This window comes from Fictibacillus arsenicus, from assembly GCF_001999465.1.
In the GTDB taxonomy this organism is placed as follows: Bacteria; Bacillota; Bacilli; order Bacillales; family Fictibacillaceae; genus Fictibacillus; species Fictibacillus arsenicus.
Map to the genome: position 1 here is coordinate 818,076 of NZ_MQMF01000002.1, position 22,761 is coordinate 840,836.

Consider the following 22,761-nt stretch of genomic DNA (forward strand, 5'->3'; position numbering starts at 1 on the left):
TCTCCTTTTATGAGAGTATAAACTAGTTATCAGAAATTTCAATATATATTCAGTTAAAAGTTGAAATAATGTTTGTTCAGCTGCCTCTATACGTGAAATTTATTTTTGTTGGGTCACAGTGTTTTTTTGTACGGTCGCGTCAATTTTTTGTTCGGTTCCTCCGATTTTTTGTTCAAATCGGTAACAGCAATGGATTCGTTTATTAACACTCCATCGCATCCAGCCAGTTATAACGCGGCTTTTTCGCCATATGCTCCTTTCTCTTTTGCACGCCAAACATGCCACATAATGTCCCATAGAAATATTGCCCAAATGTGGTCTTGATTTTACGGTTTTTGTAGTGAAAAACGGTTGTTTTGAAGGCATCGATGGTAACGGAGATCATAAATTCCAGAGGCATATCGAAGTTGAACTTATCATAAGCGAGGCGAGCCTTTTGCCAAAATCTATAAATCTCTATGGCTCTGTTATAAAAAGGTTTTACTGTTTGTATGAACTCATTTGGAACATTGTCAGGAGTAAAGGTTTCATCGAGGTCTTTAAGAGAGGGATTTTCTGTAGTTGTGTTTGTCGAGGCGCTTTCCTTACGTATGTTTATCTTTTGATCTTGATGATTTATTAAGAGATTTATAGTTTCCGTCTCATTTTCCGTGTGTACAGCCCTACTGTCACTAGCGTTCTCATCATTTCCACGGTGGATCACTTCCGTTTCACCCGTTGGATCAAAACGCTGAAACACAAAGACGTTATGCGCAAATCCGCCGCTTGATCTGTATGTTTTATGAACAACTAGAATGCCAGCTTTCTTTGCTTTCCGAATCATTCGGATAAATGATGCCCTGGACACTCCAGCCCCCTTTTCGCCGCTTTTTTTAACAAGAGTATCGATTTTAGCGTTCGCCACACCTGGCACCACGACACTATATTGACTCAGCAACTCAAAAGCTATGAACTCAGATTTTGTAAAAAGCTGATGATGATCCTCTAAAAAGTTTTTCTATGTTCGTTAAATTCTCCCACATTAGTAAACTTGCTAAATCTTGTGAACTGCTTAATATTCCCTGCTCTCAATCTTCTTCCCCCTTAACATTTGACTCACCTATAAGTGTTTTGAAAAAAGGAAAAAGAGCCATTAACTAAAAAAATATATAGTGGAAGTTGATAGCCGTTAACTAAATTTGTCGAAAATAACGTTTATTTTAAATAACGTGCGATTAATTTATTTAACGTGGGATTTTAATCCGGTTTCGTGGGATTATTTTATTTAACGTGGGATTTTTATTTGTTTTCGTGGGATCTTCGATTTGAGACGGCATTTCAAGCAAAGGGCGTCCGTTCGATACAGACTTTCTCCAAAATGTCTCCTCCATGTAAACATGGACTTTGTTAAATAGATGTTCTGAACAATAAAAAGACTAACTCAAAGGTTTTGCCCTTTTTGAGTTAGCTTTTTCTGCTTTATAGCTTTAATTTCAGCTGTCTCTTTCTTTCCATATAATTTTTCAAGTCCTGATCGACTTGCGAATACTCATCCGTACCAGTTTTACAGAAACTGATCTTACCGAGCAATTCTGTAATTTTATTTTCTACCAGTGCAAGTTCTTCGACCAATTTTTGATCATGCGTTGTGTTTTTCTCTGCCCTCTTTTCTTCATATTCCCTTAACCCCATCTCATAGCGATTAATACGCTTATTCTCAATAACTAGCAGTTTATCGCAAAGCTTCTCCACGAAAAATCTGTCATGAGAGACGATGATGAGGGTGCCGTTAAATTCACTCAGTGTTTCTTCAAGCTGCTCCCGGCTTGGCAGGTCCAGATGATTCGTTGGCTCATCAAGAATAAGAACGTCATAGTCTTGAAGAATCATCTGCACGAGCTTCACCCGTGTGCGTTCCCCTAAACTAAAATGAGAGATCGGCTTTGCTAGTTTAGCGTTATCGATTCCCATGTTCGCAAAAATGGTTTCTGCTTTTCTAACTCGTTCCCGTTCCTCAATCATTAAATATTCATAGACGTTCTTCTCTTCAGGAAGATCACTGACATCCTGCGACAAATAGGCGATCTTCATCGATTCACTTTTCCAGATAGAGCCCTTCGTTAACGGCTCTTCTCCAAGCAGCATCTTAATAAAAGTCGTCTTCCCCGCTCCGTTTGAACCGAGCAGTCCAACCCTTTCACCATGCTTAATGTAAAAGTGACTTTTTTCGAATAAAAGATTGTCGCCGAACTGCTTTGTTAACCCGCGTGCTTCAATCAATCTCTTTCCTCTTTTTCCGGCAGAATCGAAATGAAAGAAAACGTCTGTCTCTTCTTTTGGCTTTTCAACATCCTTTTTGGACAACTCCAGATTCAACCGGCTCAGCTTCGACTTCACCTGTTTATCCTTTTTCTTCGCTTTTGCCCGTTCGAACTGCTTGAGCCCCATCTGCCTGTTTTCAGATAGTGAGCCGCCTTTCCCTGCCTGGCGGTGTGCTTTATCAGCAAATTTCTTGATTGTGGTAACTTGTTGTTCAATCATCGCAACCTTTCGCTGCTGCTTCTCATAATCACGTTTCTGCTGTTCATACCGGCGACTTTTCTCTGCACGGTATGCGGAATAGTTTCCTTCATACACGGTCAGCTTTCCGTCTTCGATCTCAAAGATTTTTTTCACCGTCTGATCCAGAAAACGGCGGTCGTGCGAAATGATGAGAGCAGCTCCAGCATATCGGCCCACTTCTTCTGTGAGCCAAGTGATCCCCTGAAGGTCCAGATGATTGGTAGGCTCATCTAGAATCAAGAACTCTGGATGATTTGCCCAAATCTTCGCGATCGATAATTTCAACCTCTCACCTCCGCTTAGGTGCTGAAACTCTTCTCTTTCAATAATGTCTTTATGAAGACCAAGCCTTTTACTTGTTTGAAACAGTTCTTCCGCTGAATTTGTTAATTCGTTTTCCACATTCAGCGTATAATCTGTTGATTGCGGCAGATAGCCCATCTTCAAGTTTGAAGGCCACGTTGTGATCGATCCCTTATCGTGTTCCACGCTTCCCATCAGCATATTCACAAGCGTCGTTTTTCCGCTTCCGTTCCAGCCAACAAGCCCGATCTTTTCACCATGCCTGATTTCAAAACTTATATCTTTTAAAACTTCTCGTTCTCCAAATTTCTTCTGCAGGTTCTTTACTTGTAATACGATAGACATGCAGCATCACCTCGTCATCTGTTATTGAGTGGGAGGCTAAACAAAAAACCTCCCTGGAGATCCCAGAGAGGTTGTACCGCAAATTTGCATTGACACGTATCCAAATAAACACAAAAACAAAAGTTTTTTGTGTGAAATCATATTAGGAATGATGGTACTTGTGTACGCAAAATGGGCAGACTGATCCTATTCTCCAGGTCTCACTTATTATGAGTTAGCCTAAGAAAATAAGATTTTTCCACATCAGCGCAGTACCGTTCCTTTCCCAAATGACTTCTTACAGTTTATAGTATATTTTGGCAAAACCAGATTGTCAAATTAGATTTAAAATAAAGGTATTTACATCTAAATGTCTAATAGGAATATTATTCAAATTTTGTCGAGAGGTGAAAGAATCGTGAACACAGAAGTCAGTTTGTTCGGTTATATGCTGCAGATGCGCAGTCATCTGTTGGCGAATAAAATAACTGAGATTCATCAGCTAAGGAATCATTCACCCGAACCAGACAGGAAAGAAATGATCGAATGGCGCAGCAAGCTCTTCCAGCACCTCGGCTATGCATTAAGTGAAAACTATGAAAAAGCACAAGCAGAAATTCAGGACTGGGCTGATTTAAAAGAGCAAAAAGTTCCCCACGAATACTCGCTGACCTATTATTTAAACTCAGTTTTTTATTCCAGAAACCTTATCTTGAGCGTTTTAGAGAATGAAATTAAGGATAATACTGTATCATCAGCAGCTCTTCTCGAAATCTTAAAAGTTATCGATCCATTGTTAGACCATGCAACAAGTTCGTTAACCAATAACTATACAATGAATACATATAACACCGAAACCGATGAAGACTTGATTATTACGTTAGAAGAGTTGAAGGATTTTAAATTCGCATTAAATGAGGCAACGATTTTCGCGGTGACTGATCAGAACAACATCATCTCCTATGTTAATGATCATTTCTGTAAAATTTCAAAGTACTCCCGAGACGAATTAATCGGAAAAGATCACGGAGAAATCTTCAAGTCCGGCTATCATACGGAGGAGTACCTTGATAACATTTTGCATTCCATCCGTCAGGGAAAAGTGTGGAAGGGCGAAATCTGTAACAAAGCGAAAGATGGGACACTCTATTGGGTGGATACGACCATTATTCCTTATTTAAATTATGACGGTAAGACATATAAGCACATCTCAATTCAATATGACATAACAGAACAGAAGAAAACGGAAGAAATGCTCCTTAAATCAGAAAAACTATCTCTTGTAGGTGAGCTGGCAGCCGGCCTTGCCCATGAGATCCGAAACCCGCTCACTACGATAAAAGGTATGGTTCAAATCCTTCAGGAAACAACCGAGGATAAAAAAGTGCTGTATTCGGACATCATCTTGACCGAAATCGACCGGATCAACTATATCGTCAGTGAATTTATGGTGCTAGCTAAGCCGCATGCGATCTATTTTACAGATTGCAGTTTAACAGATATTTTGAAAAAAGTGATTTACCTCTTAGAAGCAGAAGCGAATTTGAAGAACGTTGTCATCCTTCATGATTTTATAGAGGAAGACGTCACTTTGCATGGAGAAAAGAATCAGCTAACTCAGGTTTTTGTTAACTTATTAAAAAATGCGATGGAAGCATTGCCAAACGGCGGTATCATTCGCGTTTCCACATCTCTAGTCAAAGACAAAGTCAGAATATCAATCGAGGATAACGGCGTGGGAATGACCGAAGAACAAGTGAAGAAAATCGGTGAACCGTTCTATACAACAAAAGCAACCGGTACTGGACTGGGATTAATGGTCAGCTATAAGATTATACAGAATCATAAAGGAAGTATTTCAGTTAAAAGTGAACTTAACAAAGGGACAACCTTTGATATCACTTTACCGCTAATTGAAAACAACGCTATGAATACATACAGGACTACTAATTAAAAATAAAGAAGATGTCCCTAGGCTGGTTTGGGACATCTTTTTATTGCAGAATTTAGTGATTATCGATGTTCATACACCCCAATAATTGTCTCAGCGAGCCCAGATAAGTCTTTAGCATCCTTACCAGTATCACAATCGTACCAATTGTAATTCTCTTTGCCTTGATTAATCCAGACCGTCAGTTCGTACTGCATGTTTGACTCAGAACAAGATTTCTCCAGCTTTTTATCCTTGAACAAATTAATGTAAATCATGTTCTTAAACACAATGTTCTTTTCTTTGTTTGGGAGTTCTACTTTGTTCGTATCAATTACCTTTTCCAGGTTCTCACCATACTTCAGCAAAAAATCAAAACGGTCTTCTTTCGCTGCATTATAACTCAAAGTAAAAAGAGTGATACTGTCGATTCTGTTTTCACATTTCTCTAAAAATGCAGTTGTTTCTGTATTGGTTTCAATGACCCGGAAGTCTTTGCATGAATCTTTTGTTACTTCTTTGCTGCCATAAGCGTCTTCACGATTATCATGTGTATATTCGTACTTCTTGCCGTCAAATCGGACATCTTGATAGATCGGATCACCTTCTATAGTGCGCTGCATGATACGGATTTCATCTTTTTGTTTTTGAGAGACACGCTTTGAGAATGCTTGAAAACGATCTGCGTTTTCAATTGCATTGTGCCCTATGACGACTTCATCCACATGATTTTCTGCTTTATCAGTTTGTGGTTCTGTGTCTTGAGAACAAGCCGCTAAACATACTAAACTTGCAATCACCATTATCCATCTTTTCAACATACCACCTCTTTTTAAGGAGCAAATCTATAAAACTCTTCTTTTAACAGGGAGTACAGTTTCAAGTCTCGGTGCTCTTCTTTGCGAACATCCCTTTTCGGATAACTCCCTCATAGGTCATGCCAAGCTTTTCCATCACGCGTTCTGACCCTATGTTCTCCATAAAGCATCTTGCCTGAATCCTGACGAGATCCATTGTTTCAAAACCGAACCGAATGATTTCATTGGCTGCTTCTGTCGTAATGCCCTTCCCCCAATAAGGCTTTGAAAGAACGTATCCGATCTCAGCATTGTTGTGGTATGGCGACCAGGAAACAAAATCAACAGTTCCGATAAACTTTCCGTTTTCTTTTAATTCGATACCCCATGGAGCAATCTCACCTTTTTCGTATCGATCTATTACAAATTCAATAAACCCCTTTTTATCGTTTGTCGTTTTGTGTCTGTCCCATGTTACATATTTTGATACCTCTTCATCAGAACCATATTCAAACATATCTTCAAGGTCATCCATCGTTATTTTTCTAAGTTTAATTCGCTCCGTTTCAAGAGACGGAATGTCTTTATAAATATCTTGCACCATCACTTCGTTCCCCTCCAATTCTTCTAATCATTATACATGAAAAAGGAAAATTATGGACATGTGTCGAAATTTGATTCAAGGGGGATGTTCAATGAGAAAAATAGGTGGAAAGCTAAAACCTTTTGCAATTCCTATTTTGTTTTTTCTTTTAGTCTTTTCTATATTAACGAATCAGAACTTACAAAATGAGCTCGAACTTCCAGCAGAAGGATGGAGCCGTTCCTTGCCTTTAGATGCAGGTAAAGTTGGCGCAGTTAAGCCTGTTTTCTTACAAGAGAGCGGCCAGCAGCATGTGTACGTTCCGAAAGAAAATGAAGTGCTTTCTTTTACAGTTAACAGTGACCTCGAAGTGAAAAATAAAAAGACCACACCAATCTCAATTCCTAGTCCGCAAAATTTCTGGGCAAAAGATAATGAATTTGTTTATGTGAAAAATAAACAGCTCATTCACTTTGATGGAAAAAAAGAGAACGTCCTTGATAAGGGTGTTTTCGGGATGGATGCCAATCAAGAGAAAATTATTTATTTTAAAGAACATGAAATTTTGAGTGTTGAACCAGGAAAATGGACGATTAAATCGATTGACAAAGTTGAAGAACGTCTAGAAGCTGTTGTAGTAAACGATGAATCTCAGTCTTTTTTAACTTCAGGAGTCATTGCAGGTGATACGAAAAAAGCAAAAGCTGTTTTTTATCAATTTGAAGAATCAACCTATAAAAAGCACGAAATTTTAAATAAAGATGAACTCATTTCGGAAAACCACTTTGGATTTTATTTTATCGAGCATGGTATGGATGTAACCATTTATTATACTTTGTTTGAAAACACTTCTGGTGCCAGATCGTATAATGTCTTTCATGGAACCAATCAAATGGGTTCTGGTGATGAATGGACATTTAATAAGATGACTTTTCAACATAAAAATGGAGTAAAGCTAGAGAATCCAAAATACTTACAGTATGGTGTTGATGAGAACAATCTAGCGAAAGTTCTATTTACTACACGCGCCATGAAATCTCATGAAAAAGAAGCAGTTAATGTTTACGAAGCTTACCAGAAAGGCGATGTCTGGCTTACAGAAAGAAGGAGTACAACGAATAACGGCTCCCTGCATGCACATTGGATAGATGAAAAATCAATCGTTTGGATGAACATGATCTCACAAAAGGAATTTACGTTTAGCGGAGCTTCTGCTAATCCGGACATTATTGAAAAGAGTCTAGTAATAACAAAAGAAGATTACAAGCAGGCCATTTCAACAACCATTCTATCCCTATTTCAGGGATTAGTTCTTGCCATGAGTGCTTTGTTTTGGATTACACCAGCAATACTTTTTGCCCTTCTTGTCTATTTGGTTAAGATTTCGCTGATAGAGGACGAAGATAAGCGAGTTATGTTTACGATTCTTGCTCTTTATCTTGGTGTACAGTTAATATTTATACAGAAATTATTTAACGAACATTATTATTATTTCGCACCGGACTTCCTAGCGTTTTCTGGCAGTTCGTTTATCATTCCTTTGATTCTTGCTGTATTAAGCGGAGCTGCGGTAATGTTCGGTAAAAAGAAAGACTGGAGCATGATCGCTTCCATTTGTTACTTTATAGGAGTAAACATCACATTTTTGTCCTTAACTGTTGGTCCATATATGTTCTAGAGATGGAGGTTCATTATGAAGATTTTTGACTTTAGTAAGGAAGCTGGTAAACACATTACGAGATTTGATTCTGATTTTGTAATGTCTCGTATAATACTTACGAATAAGCCCGCAAATATTGGCTGCATGCATCTTGATAAAGATGGCATCATCGGCTATCACCAGGCGGTTGTTCCTCAGCTGCTTCTTGTAGTTAGCGGCGAAGGCTTTGTCCGCGGCGAGGACGATACGATCTACCCTATCAAAGCCGGAGAAGCTGTATTTTGGGTAAAAGATGAATTTCATGAAACGACTACAAAAACTGGATTGACTGCAATAGTGATAGAAAGTGAAGAGTTAGAACCTGCTTCGTTTATGAAACAGAAAGAATTAACGGAGTATTCATCATGAAACCAGCCGTCTTAACTTATGTAACTAAGCCCCTCTCAGTAAAACTAGATGAAAATCCGGTTGAACTGCCTGAACATTTTCAAGATAAAGTGGATAATTTTTGGCGTATTATCAATAAAGACAATCGATTTTCTCGTGGTGAAGTTTTTCATGTTGCTACGGTGAAGGAAACACAAGATTTTTTGGATGTGATCTTAAAACGATCAGATTACGCATACTATCTCTATTCTGTGCGAAACAAACAGATCGAAATGGAAAGATGCAGAGTAATTTATAGTGCAGGATTAGTTGAAACAGCGGATTCTTTCTTTGTCTTTGGAGAAATGGGAAAAAATACAGCTTATCCTGGGAGATTACAATGTGTTGGCGGCGGGTTAAGCAGCCAGGATCTTCATGATTCTATTTTCGATTTAGAAAAAAGTGTATTAAGGGAGTTACACGAAGAGTTAGGAATAGTCAATGATAATGACGTTAAGGATTGTGCTGTTAAATATCTGAAAACTGGCGGCGATTTTGATTTCATAACCGTGCTATATCACATACAGCTAAACTTAACTCTAGAACAACTTGTTGACCAATATGAAGAATTCTGTAAAGCACTGATAGCAAAAGGTGAGATTCCAGAGTTTCAACGTATTGTGTGGTTAAAGAACGCTAATAAAAGTATTGAAGAATTTATTCGCAACGAAAAGAGAGATAGTGTTGATTATTTGTTTCCTTTACTAAAACATATGAATAATAGTTCGCACTAGAAAAGGCGTATACAGCATACGCCTTTCTCTTTTTATTTATATCCTTTTGTGTCTGCTGGTTTTCCTGTTTCCACTACTTCCTCTAAATAACGAAAGCAATCAGGCTGTGAACCATCTAAGTCATAAAAGTTGTATTTCTTTGCAAGGTCACCGCTTGAAAAGGATCGACCATTCAGTTCATTTCGATCTTCATCCCCTGCTATTGCAGCCACAGCTCTTCCAACAAACCGAGGTGTTTCAGAGATTGCAAAGTGCGGGTCTTTTTCTACACCTTCTAGCCAATTTTCTTCGTTTACCCCAAATACCTCAAGCATGATTTCTGACCGCATCCAGCCTGGCGATACAGAAACAGCTGTACATTTGTAAGGAGAAAGCTCATGCGACAGAGCTTTTGCCATTCGGTTCACTGACGTTTTCGCTAGATCATAAAACATCGATACCCTGTAATTTTTATCGTTGTATTCTTTTGTCCCGTCCGTCATCTCAACAACGAGTCCACCTTCATTCTTAATTAATAACGGAAGTGCATAATGGCTAGTGATAAGGTGCGTATCAACAGCTAGACGAAGCATTCTTAACCCTTTTTCAAGAGAATGTTTCCAAACGGGTGAATTCCACTCGATTAAATTTTCCCCACCCCAAATATCATTGACCAGGATGTCTAGTCTGCCTTGTTCTTTTTCAATTTTTTCGATCAATGCTTTAACCTGCTCTGGTACTAGATGGTCAGTTTGCACCGGAATTCCAACACCGCCTAATTCGTTCACGAGATCGGCTGTTCCTTCGATCGTCTCAGGTCTTCGGTATTCAGAAATTTCTTTGCGTGTTGTTCTTCCCGTAATATAAACGGTTGCTCCCGCAGCTCCTAGTTCCATCGCGATCCCTCGTCCAGCCCCTCTTGTTCCGCCAGCTACAAGTGCTATTTTTCCTTTTAGTGGTTTCAATTTGCATCCGCTCCTTTTTTGAATTATCTTTAGTATAACCTTTAAAGTTGACACCTTATGTCATATTTAAAAAAGGGGGAAATCGTATGCGAGCAGACCGATTGATCAGTATCTTATTACTGCTGCAAAATCATGAAAAGATGACAACGAAAGCATTAGCCGAAGAATTAGAAGTAACAGAACGTACGATCCATCGTGATATGGAGGCGTTGAGTTCAGCTGGGATTCCCGTATTAGCTGAACGCGGGAAACATGGAGGATGGCGGCTGGTTGATCAATACCGAACAAAACTGACAGGATTAAAAGACAACGAGCTAAAAACGTTGTTTCTTTCCCCGTCATTTCAGCTCCTGAGTGACCTTGGCTTCACAAAGGACTGGAAGGAAGCTCGGCAGAAGCTTTTGGCATCCCTTCCAAACTCTCTTCAAACACAAGCAGATGATATGTGGAACCGCGTCCATATCGATACAGATACTTGGAGACAGTCCAGCCAAGAACTATCCGCACTAAGCACCTTGCAGCAAGCAATCTGGAAAGAACGAACAATAAAGATGGGATACGAAAAAGCAAACAAAGAAACATCTGAGAGAATCGTAGAGCCATTGGGGTTGGTAGCAAAAGGAAGAACGTGGTATTTAATCGCAGCCTCAAACGGTGAACTTAGAAACTTTAGAGTATCTCGAATAAAATCTCCTGAAATGACCGACGAGGTATTTGCAAGACCTCAAGATTTTAAACTTGCTGAGTATTGGAATCAGTCAAAACAAACCTTTGTTCAAAATCTGCCTGTCTTTGAAGTCGAAGTTGAGGTGTCTCCTGCTATTATTCCACGGTTAACGTTTACCGGACGTTTTGCTCAAGTTTTACATACCGGAGCACCGAACGACGAAGATGGGAGTATTCCTGTTCAGCTTTCTTTTGATACGAAGGAAGAAGCAGCAGCCTTTGTTCTAGGGTTTGGGGATAAAATCAAAATTAAGCAACCTGTTTCACTAATTGATACTGTTACTAAAATGGCGGAATCAGCGCTCTCTCTATACAAATAAAACAAGGGAAGGCTTTAGGATTGCCTTCCCTTTACATATCATCTTTTAAAATACTCATTCTTATCCTGTCCACATACATGCCTTTTCTTAAGCGGTCTTGTCTTAAGATCCCTTCTTCTACATACCCAACTCTTTTATAAGATTTTATTGCCTTTTCATTATCCACTTCTACTCGAAGCCAAATCTTGTTTAAACCAAGTTCTTGAAATCCGAAAGATATCATTTCATACATTGCAGCAATGCCGTAACCCTTACCACAATAGTTCTTATCTCCAATTGCGATGCCTAATTCTGCATGTTTATTTAAAGAGTCAATGTTCTTCAAATCAACCCAGCCAATATGTTTACTATCTTCAGCAAGTATAGCTTTTTGTTCATAACCATTTGTCTTGTTGATGCACTGTTGAATCCAGCCCTTTGTCTCATCCAGGCTAAATGGTGGTGTTCTATCAGGCATGTTGAGATGCCTGGTCACTTCTAGATCCATGCACCATTTGTAACGGTCATTTGCGTCTTCCATTAATAACTCTCGCAAGATTACTTTTGGTAGTTTGTTTTGCATCATAAGCTCCCTATTTTCTGCGTTCTTTTTTCTTTTGGTAAGATTGAATCCCTTTTGTATAGTCTAGCTTCTCAAAGAAAGGCTCTTTTCCTGGCTGAGCACCCAAAAAAAGTGATGTTGGGCTTGCCTCCCAGGCAAGTTCCATCAGCTGTTTCCCAATCCTCATCTTTTGAAATTCAGGAAGTACTAGAATCTCTGAAATTGTTCCAAAAAAATAACCATCTGTTAGAATTCGAACGCAACCAACTAATCTATCGTTCTGCCAAGCTGTTATGTTCATTGTTTTCTGTAGGGCAATGTGTGTAAGTGTTTCATTGTAATCACCTTGCCAAACTCCGTTTACTAATAATAAAAACACTTCGGCAGTTAACGAATTATCATTCATGACATACTTAATATCACCTTTTAGTACTTGATCTACACCCAAACTCTTCTGCAAAACGATTTCATCACGAATTGGAATTCCGTTCTCAGTTGTAAAAGGAATTTCGGGTTTACTCTTTCTTGCTTGCTCAACTGCATTTACCAGTACTTCTACAATTTGATAACCTCTCTTCTGATAAAAACTTAAAGCATGTAAATTATCATTTGTAGTGATGACTTTAATTTGTGAAATACTTCTTTTCTGTGCGATTTGTTCCACTTTATCAATAAGTGAAGACCCTATCCCGTATTTCTCTACTAAACTATCTAGGGAGATAATCTCACATATTTCTGCGTGAAATATATATGTAATAAGACCTATGATTTGCTCTGATTCATTTAAAACTGCAAAACCATCTAATTCATTACATTGAAACGTTCCGCTTGAAATAACCATTTCTAAACTTCCCCAATGCTTGATAAAAAAACAATCAATTTTTTCTTTGTCCAGTACTGAGGTTGGTACGATGTTCATTGAAATGACTCCTTAATTCTTTTGTATTCAAAAATTCTAAAGTTAATCTTAAAAATTTCTCTGTTTCCTCCATTTCAGGAAAGTGGGCACTATTATAAAATAACTCCAAGCTGCTGTTGTTGAGCTCTTTATCTATTATTTTTGAAACACTTAATCCTGTGTTTCTATCATGTACCCCATTAATTATTAAAGTCTCGTTTTCTATCTTCTTTAGTCGATGTAATAGTGGTACATTAGGTGGACTTTAATACAATGCTTTCATCATTTGTCCTGTGTTCTGTAGACCGCTTTTATTCCAAAGCAATCTATTTTGTTCAGCCACACTTTGATCTTCAAACAAAAATCTATCAACAGTCTTTGTATCTACGATTGACCACACTTCATTATATTTATCTTCTATCGATTTCTTTTGTTTTAGGATTGTTTCAATTCTCTCTAGAAGAATTCCTTCAGCAACAGACATGAATCCCTGTATCTGAATAAGCTGCTGTATATTTGAATACATTAAACTTGGACCAGAAATCACCAGCTTATAAATGTCATTTGGAAAGGCATAAGCTATTTCAAGTGCTAACTCTCCTCCAAAGGAGTATCCCAGCAAGTCCGCCTTTTCTATTCCCAACAAATCTTTCAATATTTTAAAATCAGACACAAGTAAATCAATCGAGTAGTTATCAGCAGATTCTGGCTTGTCACTTCGTCCTGATCCTCTTTGTTCGTAATACACAACTGTTCTCTCTTTAGAAATCATGCGTCCAACAGTTCGTTCAAAATTATAGTGATTACCGCCTGGCCCTCCATGGAGAAGAATTAAAGGTATTGTTTTGTTTTCATAACCATCAATCTTTACCCAATGATTGATCCCACTAATACTTAATATATATTCACCATTATTAAATTTCATAGAGCACCTCTTAAAAAGACCGAACTGGCGAAATCAGATGCAAGTACGGTGATTCTTCTTTCGCAGATTCTATAACAATCGGTTTCATCGAACCACTGAATTTCACCTTGATTTCTCCGTCGTTAATCGTCTTTAAGGCATCCAGCAAGAAATGACCGTCTACTGATATCTTTAAATCAGACTCTCCTTCCATCGCCTTTATTTCTTGAAGTTCCTCAATACTCCCCATTTCCGATGAGCCAGATGAAATAGCCAGCTTATGCTCATTTATACTTAGCACTACATTATTGTTCTTCCACTCTCCTGCAAACAAGCACGCACGGTCGATTCCTTTAATCAGTGTCTCTTTGCACAACACGAGGGTCGTTTTTACTTCATTCGGAATCAGAACAGAGGTATTTGGATAATGACCTGCAATTAATCTTGAATATAAGGAAATCTCATTAGTTTTAAAATGGATATAGCCTTCCGCTGACTGGATCTCTACCATGCCAGAATAATGGTTTACGAGTTTGGCTAGTTCATCTATGCTCGATTTCGGAACGACAAAGCTTCCTTCCCCTGAGCTTTGGATGTCACTTTTTTTGAATGCCAAGCGCTGTGAGTCTGTCGCGACCGAAGTGAATGAGTTCTCTGAAAAAATGAGATTCACCCCTGTCAGGACAGGTCTTGTTTCATTTCTTGCAGCTGCAAACCCTGTTGTTTTCACTGCGTCTTTCAATTCTTGTGCTGATATATGTATCGAGTCACCAACAATTATAGGAAGTGAAGGATATTCTTCTGCATCAATCCCATTAAGTTTCGTACTGATTGTTCCTGCTTGTATATATATTTGATTATTATCCGTTTTAATATGAATTTGTTCTGGCAGTTTCTTAACAAGTTCAGTTAGATATTTTGCAGAGACAACGATGCTACCCGTCTTATTTATCTTAACTTTCTCATCAGTTACCGAAATGGTTCGTTCAATGATAATGTCTGAGTTGCTGCCAATCAAAGTGATCCCGTCTTCTCCTGCAACAATCTTTATACCAGATAAAATAGGTAATAGTGTCCTTGATGAAACTGCTTTACTAACATCAGAAAGAGCTTTGCTGAAAAGACTCTGTGCAATTATAAATTCCATATGTTACTTCCTTCCAATCTTTATGTCTACTTGATAATTCGACAAAAAATAGGAAAATCTTTTTTAAAAAGAAAAAAGACAGCTTATTTCAGCTGCCTTACTTGAACTTGTTCCTATGCTTTTACTTTTTGTTTTTTTACCGGAATATAGATATCAATCTGTTTTTCATTACCCAGGCATTTTTCATCATACAACTCAAACTCAAGGGTCCCTTCCTGCTCATATCCTGAATTCGGAAACCACTTTAAGTAGATTTCAACCCATGTAGACTGGATTGTTGATGGGAAGTTTTCTTCTGTTGCTTTAGGAGTAGTAAAAACAGCATACTCTTTTTCAGGGAAGCTTCTGTATGTTAAGCCTTCAGGAGCCGGTGTCTCTTCCGCCACTTCCATTCCAATGATATATACGAACTCACCTGTCGTCATGTTGTAGTCTGTACAAAGCCCGAGTTCATTTCTGTTAAGAGGATTTGGTATTTTTGCGCCTAGGTTGTTTTGAATATAATGCTGCCAGAACTTTGGGATTTCACTGTTGTTTTCGCCATCAATATTTCGTGTTTTCAGTTCATATCCGATCAGGTTGAACGCAGGTTTCGTAACTAATTTCATTTCCATTGAAATTCCTCCCATAAAACTGCTCATATTCAGGTAAGCTTTTTGATGAAGAGACCTCGGAATAAAAGTCATATTCCTGTACTGTCTTGGCGAGACCCCAAAGAACTTCTTAAAAGCACGATTGAACGACTCCTGGTATTGAAACCCAAGATCGAGTGCGATATCGATCACTTTCTCATCAGAATCCATTAATCGGATGGCTGCATGCGTCACCCTTCTTTTCCGCACATAATCCATGACGGATTCTCCTACGAGAAAATGAAACACCCGATGATAGTGAAACGGCGAGAAGCAAGCGAGCTCTGCAAGCTCCTCTAATGTGATCCGTTCGTGCAAGTTCTCCTCGATGTAATCTAATGTCCGCTGAATACAAACCTCATAATCCATCTCTTCCACCTACCCTGCTTCTATCATATCCACGAACAGCTATTCGTTCTTAACCTTTTTTGCTAACTTCTTCTAAAATGTATTGTACATGAGTTCAATCCAAAAGTTTTATAGCTGAATCCAAAAGTTTTTGTATGTTATCCACGAGATTGGGACTAGAATCCAAAAATTTTTGCTGTTTATCAACGAGTTTACATTCCTTGACATTGTGTGACCATTTTAGAAAGTAAAACCATTCAATCTAAAACAAGAACTAGCACGTTAATGATATGCTAGTTCAACTTGATCAAGAAGTTCTAATGGATGATTTAATTTCGGGAATCCTTGAATCTTTTGACTAAAAGTTTCGGGTAAAAACCAAGTGGCATGATAAGATTTTAACCCTGCTTCAGCTGCACCTACTAATTCGTTCGATCCACCATCGCCAATGAATATAGCTTCTTCTCGTGTTACCGCAAGTTTCTTACATGCTATATGATAGATTGCAGGACTTGGTTTTGCGACCTTTACTTCATAGGAAAAAACTACAGTATCAAAATAGTCTGCTAGTTTACTTGTATTCCATGACGAGACTTCTTCTGGTGCACAATTTGATATCAAACCAAGTTTCATGCCTTTTGCTTTAAGGGTTGCGAGTAATTCTATAACTTCTGGATGCATTTCTTGAAAAGGCACTGTCTTTGCCCAGACTCTCTTTTGATGAACTTTCTCGATCAAATCAGGATCTATAGACATGCCGTGAGAATTCAAGATATCTCTCAATACACTCGCATGATCAGGAAAGGTTCCGTCCATCCGCAGTTCTCTTCTACTATCCCACTCGTTTTTAAAAACCTTGGGATTCAGTCCAAGCTCATCTGTGGAATAAACCGCTTTTTTCTGATTGTTGTTCCACTCTGTGATAAGTGTTTCATAAAGGTCGAAAAAAACTGCTTTTATCACAAGAAAGTCCTCCTATTTAAAACACCTTCGCATAAACACTCGTATCTCTTAGTATAGTGGTTGACCCAACAGCTAATGAGTCATTTCGATGAATCCCTCTAATGTAAAGCCTAATCGTTCAGGTATCGCAGCGCTTCTTACGTTTTTCGTGTCACAGCGGATTTCAATCCGGCGGGCTTTTAATTCATTAACTGCGAAATCAGTAATTCCTTGAACCGCTTCTTTCACATATCCTTTTCCAGAGTGACGCGAATCGATCCAATAGCCGATCTCAAACTTCGGAATGGCCCAGTCAATCCGGTGCAAACCAGATGATCCAATGAGTACACCTGTTTCTTTTAAGAAAACGAGAAGACGCAGATCTTCTCTCTTCAAAAATTTCAGATGTGCTTCTCGTATATTTACTTCAACATCTTCTTCTGTCTGATCTATTATGGCAAAGGGCAGCCTGGTTTTAGATCTTCGATAGAAGCATTGATCGCTTCAAACATTGCCTTACCATCACCTGGCTTCGGCATACGGATCAGCAGTCTATCTGTTGTAAATTCTGTTGGGAAGTCTAATAGTATCGGTTTCATCGTGTTCCTCCAATTATGTCAGCTGATATGAGATAATTTATCGGGATTTGCTACCCAGTATATCTTTTCAATCAAGTCGTCTTGGACATGAAGTGAAAGCACGCCATAGACCTGGCTTTCTATATACAACACGATACCAGGGTCACCGTTAACCGTTGTAAATTTGAAGGAGAAATCTTCAGTTGTTTTAGCCAAGATTCCCATATAAAAACGGGAGATTCGTTCTGCACCAAGAATCGGGAATAGAGCCGCTTTTGTTTTCCCTCCGCCGTCTGATAATAGAGTCGCATCAACGGCTAACAAGCTTAATAGTTTACTAACGTTTCCTGTAATAATCGCTGAAACAAACTGTTCTGAGAGCGCGTGCGCTTTAGCTGGCGTTAATGGATCAGATCGTCTATGATTCCCAACTGCTTTTTTCGCGCGGTGATAAATCTGTCTGCAGTTTGTACTGCTCTTCCCTACCACATCCGCAATGGCGTCATAGTCATATTGAAGAGCCTCACGCAGAAGGAATACGGCACGTTCCGTTTCTGATAGCTGTTCTAACAAAAGCAAATAAGCCGTGGAAAGAGATTCCTTCATGATATAGTTTTGGGCTGGATCTTCCTTGGAATCTATTAAAAGTGGTTCAGGAAGCCAAGGGCCTGTATATGTTTCCCGTTGTTTTTTTGCTGATTTCAATAAATCGATACAGCGGTTGGTCACAATTTTACAAAGATATGCTTTCGAGTTCAGAACGTGTTCCGTTGTTGTCTCACTCAGGGTAATATAGGCTTCTTGAACAATATCCTCTGCATCCTGCACACTTCCTAACATTCGGTATGCCAATGAAAATAACAAAGGACGATGTGTCGTAAATAATTGTTCCGTCTCATTCATCGTTAAGCCTCCCTCTGAACCCTCTGAGCTCCATATTTCTCGATTATGGCATAAGCTGCCCTTTTACTGCTGGCAAATGCTGCGTCCACCAACATTTCTCCATGTCCTGTTCCATCTCCTGCTATATAGAGCCCTGGAATCTCAGGAATAGATGGACCAAAATAATGTCTGTCATTCACTGTGATGGTATCATGGACAACAGTCATTTGTGGTAGAAATTGTTGAGCAATTACGTTCTCTCTCCACCCTGGCTGCATAAGATCCATGACTTCTTCAAGCTCTTGTTTGTGAATCTTAGGATCGCAATTTTTTTCAGTTCCCAGATATTTAATAAGCTGCAGTACTGCCGATCCATTTTTACTTAACATTGAAGCTCTGGAGTGATTCGAAAATAATATGTGCTGATCCACAGCTATTGCAAAGTTATGGTTCGGATTGGGAAGATGATGTAATGCTACATCCAAACACGCTGCATAAACGGGTTGTGCCTGTTCCTTCCATTTCTGAAGCATGGTTTGTTCAGCTCCTCTAACAAGTTTACACGTATTTTCTGGACCAGTTGTCACGATAACGGTTGGCACTTCGAGCTTTTCTCCATCTGTAAAATGAATATGCTGCATTTCTTTACAGTCTATAGAAACAACGGTTTTGTTTGTCAGGATATCCACACCATTTTCTTCAGCTTTCCTTCTTAAATGATCTACTATCGTCTGCCACCCACCGTCTATATACAAGACACCTTTCATACCAAGTTGAACTTGTTTTATTACAGCACTTGCTGCTTGCTGATCCGGATCTATGCAATAGGTAGATGTCCTGCATAGTGCATAGAACACATGTCTTACCATTGGATCTTTAACCTCTGTTTCTGCCCAATTTCGCAATGTCATCGGTTTAATGGAAGCGGCTTTTATTTTCCGAAGTTTTATCATTAATTTGCCAAGTTCCATTTTTCCTGACCACGATAATAATTTCGTCTTTAACATGCTGCTTAACGAATCTGGCAATTCTAAGAGTCCGTTGCTCCATATGGCATATCCTTTCGTATCGGGAACATTTCCAGAAACGTTTATCTCAAGTTCCTTTAATATTTCTTCTGCTGCTCCGCCTCTATATAATGCATGACCTCCAAGGTTAAATAGTGCACCGTTTCGATTAACGGTTTGAGCCCGCCCTCCAAGTTCTTTTCCTTTTTCAAAAATAACCACAGATAGTCCTGCTTTAGACAGGTACACCGCGGCTGCCAATCCAGAAACCCCGCCACCAATAATCGCTGCATCGTATTTATTCAATCTAATCACCACTTTCTGATTTTACAAACAAGACGAGAAAGGGTTAGGTTTTGTGACAGAACACCGGAATTTGTTTACATAAAACTCCAAGGGGTAATGTTTTTATAAGGTAACTATTTTGATAGAAGTTGCCAAATCTGCATGAAAGGAGATCACGTGATGTTATATAAAAAGATTCTCGTAGCAGTTGACGGTTCAGAAGGAAGCTTCGTTGCCCTTCACAATGGCATTGAGATTGCCAGAAACACAGGTGCTGAAATAACGTTGCTCTACGTAACGAATGAGGTATCTCTGCCTTTGTACGGCGGAGTTTACCCTGTAGGCATGGCTAATACAACTGTTGAAGTGAAAGAGGCTGCCATTACCGAGCAAAGTCATGGAGAAGAAATCCTGAACAAAGCACTAAGAAGAATCGATCCCACGACAAAAACAACGTCAGCCATTCTGCATGGAGACCCGTCTGCGACAATTTGCTCGTATGCGGATACCCATAACATCGATCTCATCGTCATCGGAAACCGAGGCCATAGCGGATTTAAAAAATTATTCCTAGGCAGCGTCAGTCAAAAAGTCGTATCTGACGCACACCAGCCAGTACTTGTCGCAAAATAATTAAAGCTAATACACGAAAGGAGCCCACTTTAACGAGAGTGAGCTCCTCTTTTTATTCCAGCATTTCTGTAACGGTTTGAAACGTATACCCTTGAGCCTTCAAGTCCTTGATGATTCCTTTTACCGATTTCATGGATTCTTCACGGCTGTCATACATAACGTGCAGAAGTATGATAGATCCCGGTTCTATTTTTTCATTTACATGTTTTACGATTTTTTCTGCATCCGAGGCGATTTCCGGATAAGAATCAGGTTCCAGGTTCCAAAGAATCGTCTTTCGATCATGTTTGTCCAAATAACGAGGCAGACCGATCAGCTTCTTTCCAAAAGGAGGTCTGAATTGGATCGTCCCTTCGTAACCGGCTTTTTGGATCAGTTCGTCTGTTTTCTCGATTTCGCTCTTGATAAAAGATGGCGTTTTCAAGACCATTCTTTTATGAGAATATGAATGGTTTCCCAGTTCGTGGCCAGCTTCTGCTAGCTTTCGCGCTTCTTCAAAGTTCTCCTCAATTTCGCGTCCTGTAACAAAGAATGTTGCTTTTACATCTTCTGCTTTTAAAATTGATAAGATTTCATCTGTGTTTTCCGTAGGACCATCATCAAACGTTAGTGCAACTACCTTATTTGTCGTTTCTGCTTTTGTAACAAGGCCGCCGTAAAACTGAAAATCTCTAGAACTGCTGATTTTAAATAGAGTGTATGAAACCGCTAATAAAACTGCAACAGAGAGCAGGGTAATCAAAATCTTCTTTTTCATTTGTTCTCCTTTAATCGTCAAGCATGAAACTTATTACTACTCATACCTTTTTTTAAGTTGTTCGATTTCAACATAATTCACAGTCAAAAATTGTTTTACTAGTTTTTGCTTTTCCTTCTCCCATACCTTGGCTTTTTCCTCAGGATCTCGAACTTCTTTAGTCACTTGCAGAGATAATTTGTTCTCTATTAACTTTTCGCGAATTGATTCATAGGAGTATTCTTGGTAATACTCCCCTATCGTTAAATCTAAAGCTTTTAGAAGTGATGTCAATTCTGGTGAAGTTGTCTTTTTTGCATGCTCCATTTGGAAGTTGATCGTCTTTTGAACTTCTTCATCTGAAACACTCAGCTTCTGCTTTTCTGCTTCTTGTTGAACTGCCTTATCTTCTAATAGCGCATCAATTGAATTGAGTGTTGCTTCTTTCTTTGATTGATTCATCACATGCTCGTTAAAATAAGCGAGTTTCTTGATTTCGTGTTCCGAAAGAACTTCTTTATTCGAGATCTTTGTGTCCGCAAAAGATCGTATGTATTGAGCAAAACTTTGATCACCACGACTAGCAACCAAAATGAGCAAAATAAGTGTAACTGCTCCCAACAGAACTGTCCTTCTATCCTTCATCCACTCGCTCCTTAATAAATCGGCGTCTGCTGAATTTCGACAAAAAGTTTCAAAACCCTGCTATTTAAAAGGTAAATGCCTTTTTAAAAAGAATAACTAAACAACTGAAACTGTGCGAAAGGAGTAAATAATGAATACATTCGAACATGACATATAAAAACGCTATCCGTGCAGAGGCCCTCCGGCTGCATCAATTAACTTAAAAAAAATGGCTGTTTAGAAGGTTGTTGCTTTCGACTCATTTCTTCATTGTCTAGTTTATAGGAGTGCAAGGTGTGAGACTCCTGGGGGATTAGTGGGACAGGTGAGACTCCTATCGGCGCAAAGCGCAGAGGAGGCTCACCGCACACCCCCCCGGAAAGCGAACATCCTGGAACGGAGATCAACTACTTACAAAAACAACAATGTATAACGAAAATAGCCTTGAAATTATACGGAGGTGCAATTATGTTAAAAGATCAATCATTTCAGAGTTATTTAAAAGAAATTGAAAAACCTTTTTCGGGATGGGATTTTTCCTATATAACAGAAACCGGCCGAGTGAGCAGCAGTTTACTTACCTGGTCATATGGCAGTATGGTATTGCCGCTCATTCAGAAATCCGCATCCTTGCTAGATATGGGAACGGGCGGCGGTGAGCTTTTATCAAAGCTGCAGCCTTTTCCAAAAGAAGTTTGTGCAACAGAAGGTTACCCGCCAAATGTTCCAGTAGCTAAAGAACGGCTTGAGCCATTAAGCATTGAGGTATATCAAATAGGTGAGGATGACTTGCTTCCATTTGATGATAATCAGTTTGATCTGATCATCAACAAGCATGAATCATATTCTCCAAGTGAAGTGCACAGAGTACTGACTGATGATGGTATTTTTGTGACTCAGCAGGTTGGTGGCGCCGATTATGTAGATATTAATCATGCTCTTGCTGCCCCTGTAAATGACGAGTTTTCCCACTGGGAACTTGCCTTTTCAGAGAAAGAATTACATGAAATTGGATTCGAAATTCTAGAGGCGAAAGAGGAATTTCCGATTCAGCGCTTTTATGATATTGGAGCTCTCCTCTATTATTTAAAAGCAATACCTTGGCAGGTCCCTGATTTTAAAAGTAAAAACTATATTGCTCAGCTTTACGAAATTCATGAGATGATCCAATTGAAGGGTTATTTTGATGTGAAGCAGCATCGTTTCATTGTAAAAGTTAAGAAAAGATGATCAAAAAAAGCTGACTCCATTATAGGTTCATCCCTATCTGGAGTCAGCTTCATTTATATTAATTTGTCTAATAAGTGCGCTAAACT

At 39.0% G+C, this 22,761-nt stretch carries 21 protein-coding genes and 3 pseudogenes; 7 read left to right on the top strand and 17 right to left on the bottom strand.

Features of this window, described 5'->3' with window-relative positions:
- Window positions 1-202: 202 nt before the first annotated feature.
- Together UN64_RS11410 and abc-f are read right to left on the bottom strand one after the other, a co-directional pair.
- The gene (locus UN64_RS11410; RefSeq protein WP_077362756.1) at window positions 203-904 is read right to left on the bottom strand and encodes a hypothetical protein; all 702 of its coding nucleotides are present in this window, start codon (window positions 902-904) and stop codon (window positions 203-205) included.
- Window positions 905-1,458: 554 nt separating this feature from the next.
- Entirely contained in the window at window positions 1,459-3,189 is a 1,731-nt protein-coding gene (abc-f, locus tag UN64_RS11415; RefSeq protein WP_077362758.1) for a ribosomal protection-like ABC-F family protein, read from the bottom strand.
- Between the two features lie 397 nt (window positions 3,190-3,586).
- Here abc-f and UN64_RS11420 point away from each other — a divergent pair, with 397 nt between their 5' ends.
- Complete coding sequence (locus UN64_RS11420) at window positions 3,587-5,122, top strand: ATP-binding protein (protein WP_171978880.1); 1,536 nt, start codon at window positions 3,587-3,589, stop codon at window positions 5,120-5,122.
- Window positions 5,123-5,181: 59 nt separating this feature from the next.
- On the opposite strand, the gene UN64_RS11425 is transcribed toward UN64_RS11420, so the two are convergent.
- Both UN64_RS11425 and UN64_RS11430 read right to left on the bottom strand, forming a co-directional pair.
- Window positions 5,182-5,916: a DUF4362 domain-containing protein gene (locus UN64_RS11425; protein ID WP_171978881.1), complete on the bottom strand. Its 735-nt coding sequence runs from the start codon at window positions 5,914-5,916 to the stop codon at window positions 5,182-5,184.
- Window positions 5,917-5,930: 14 nt separating this feature from the next.
- Window positions 5,931-6,499: pseudogene (locus UN64_RS11430) on the bottom strand (GNAT family N-acetyltransferase).
- Window positions 6,500-6,590: 91 nt separating this feature from the next.
- On the opposite strand from UN64_RS11430, the gene UN64_RS11435 reads away from it, so the two are divergent.
- From UN64_RS11435 to UN64_RS11445, 3 genes are read left to right on the top strand one after another with little or no spacing between them, the layout of a single operon-like run.
- Window positions 6,591-8,156: a hypothetical protein gene (locus UN64_RS11435; protein WP_077362764.1), complete on the top strand. Its 1,566-nt coding sequence runs from the start codon at window positions 6,591-6,593 to the stop codon at window positions 8,154-8,156.
- Window positions 8,157-8,171: 15 nt separating this feature from the next.
- Window positions 8,172-8,546 carry a cupin domain-containing protein gene (locus UN64_RS11440; RefSeq protein WP_077362766.1) on the top strand — a complete coding sequence of 125 codons (375 nt, stop codon included), beginning with the start codon at window positions 8,172-8,174 and terminating at the stop codon, window positions 8,544-8,546.
- Entirely contained in the window at window positions 8,543-9,298 is a 756-nt protein-coding gene (locus tag UN64_RS11445) for a hypothetical protein (RefSeq protein ID WP_077362768.1), read from the top strand. Before UN64_RS11440 ends, UN64_RS11445 begins: the two co-directional genes overlap by 4 nt.
- Before the next feature lie 32 nt (window positions 9,299-9,330).
- Here UN64_RS11445 and UN64_RS11450 read toward each other — a convergent pair whose 3' ends face one another.
- Complete coding sequence (locus UN64_RS11450; RefSeq protein WP_077362770.1) at window positions 9,331-10,242, bottom strand: SDR family oxidoreductase; 912 nt, start codon at window positions 10,240-10,242, stop codon at window positions 9,331-9,333.
- An 86-nt stretch (window positions 10,243-10,328) separates the two neighbouring features.
- On the opposite strand from UN64_RS11450, the gene UN64_RS11455 reads away from it, so the two are divergent.
- Window positions 10,329-11,288 carry a helix-turn-helix transcriptional regulator gene (locus UN64_RS11455; protein ID WP_077362772.1) on the top strand — a complete coding sequence of 320 codons (960 nt, stop codon included), beginning with the start codon at window positions 10,329-10,331 and terminating at the stop codon, window positions 11,286-11,288.
- Between the two features lie 31 nt (window positions 11,289-11,319).
- Here UN64_RS11455 and UN64_RS11460 read toward each other — a convergent pair whose 3' ends face one another.
- The 10 genes and pseudogenes from UN64_RS11460 to UN64_RS11505 form a co-directional block, all read right to left on the bottom strand.
- Window positions 11,320-11,853 (bottom strand): GNAT family N-acetyltransferase, encoded by a 534-nt coding sequence (locus tag UN64_RS11460; protein WP_077362774.1) that lies wholly within the window; start codon window positions 11,851-11,853, stop codon window positions 11,320-11,322.
- Between the two features lie 7 nt (window positions 11,854-11,860).
- Window positions 11,861-12,235: a GNAT family N-acetyltransferase gene (locus tag UN64_RS11465; protein WP_281249443.1), complete on the bottom strand. Its 375-nt coding sequence runs from the start codon at window positions 12,233-12,235 to the stop codon at window positions 11,861-11,863.
- Window positions 12,236-12,274: 39 nt separating this feature from the next.
- Window positions 12,275-12,748: pseudogene (locus UN64_RS11470) on the bottom strand (GNAT family N-acetyltransferase); the annotation flags it as partial.
- Window positions 12,749-12,992: 244 nt separating this feature from the next.
- Window positions 12,993-13,652 (bottom strand): alpha/beta fold hydrolase, encoded by a 660-nt coding sequence (locus UN64_RS11475; protein ID WP_077362776.1) that lies wholly within the window; start codon window positions 13,650-13,652, stop codon window positions 12,993-12,995.
- Window positions 13,653-13,662: 10 nt separating this feature from the next.
- Complete coding sequence (gene dnaN, locus UN64_RS11480; protein WP_077362778.1) at window positions 13,663-14,778, bottom strand: DNA polymerase III subunit beta; 1,116 nt, start codon at window positions 14,776-14,778, stop codon at window positions 13,663-13,665.
- 113 nt (window positions 14,779-14,891) lie between these two features.
- Entirely contained in the window at window positions 14,892-15,779 is an 888-nt protein-coding gene (locus tag UN64_RS11485) for an AraC family transcriptional regulator (protein WP_077362780.1), read from the bottom strand.
- 261 nt (window positions 15,780-16,040) lie between these two features.
- On the bottom strand, window positions 16,041-16,721 hold the full coding sequence (locus tag UN64_RS11490; protein WP_077362782.1) for an HAD family hydrolase: 681 nt from the start codon (window positions 16,719-16,721) through the stop codon (window positions 16,041-16,043).
- Window positions 16,722-16,737: 16 nt separating this feature from the next.
- Window positions 16,738-17,299, bottom strand: a pseudogene (locus UN64_RS11495) (GNAT family N-acetyltransferase).
- A gap of 18 nt (window positions 17,300-17,317) precedes the next feature.
- A complete protein-coding gene (locus UN64_RS11500) occupies window positions 17,318-18,181 on the bottom strand; it encodes an RNA polymerase sigma-70 factor (RefSeq protein ID WP_077362784.1) in 864 nt (287 codons plus the stop codon).
- Window positions 18,182-18,183: 2 nt separating this feature from the next.
- Window positions 18,184-19,473, bottom strand: a complete 1,290-nt coding sequence (locus UN64_RS11505; protein WP_139343084.1) for a phytoene desaturase family protein — start codon at window positions 19,471-19,473, stop codon at window positions 18,184-18,186.
- Between the two features lie 159 nt (window positions 19,474-19,632).
- Between UN64_RS11505 and UN64_RS11510 the strand changes: the two genes are divergently transcribed.
- Complete coding sequence (locus UN64_RS11510; RefSeq protein WP_171978882.1) at window positions 19,633-20,085, top strand: universal stress protein; 453 nt, start codon at window positions 19,633-19,635, stop codon at window positions 20,083-20,085.
- A 52-nt stretch (window positions 20,086-20,137) separates the two neighbouring features.
- On the opposite strand, the gene UN64_RS11515 is transcribed toward UN64_RS11510, so the two are convergent.
- Entirely contained in the window at window positions 20,138-20,842 is a 705-nt protein-coding gene (locus UN64_RS11515) for a polysaccharide deacetylase family protein (RefSeq protein ID WP_077362790.1), read from the bottom strand.
- 36 nt (window positions 20,843-20,878) lie between these two features.
- The gene (locus UN64_RS11520) at window positions 20,879-21,466 is read right to left on the bottom strand and encodes a SurA N-terminal domain-containing protein (protein WP_077362792.1); all 588 of its coding nucleotides are present in this window, start codon (window positions 21,464-21,466) and stop codon (window positions 20,879-20,881) included.
- Between the two features lie 447 nt (window positions 21,467-21,913).
- Here UN64_RS11520 and UN64_RS11525 point away from each other — a divergent pair, with 447 nt between their 5' ends.
- Window positions 21,914-22,675, top strand: coding sequence for a class I SAM-dependent methyltransferase (locus tag UN64_RS11525; protein ID WP_077362794.1), 762 nt, complete (start codon window positions 21,914-21,916; stop codon window positions 22,673-22,675).
- The last annotated feature ends 86 nt before the right edge of the window (window positions 22,676-22,761 follow it).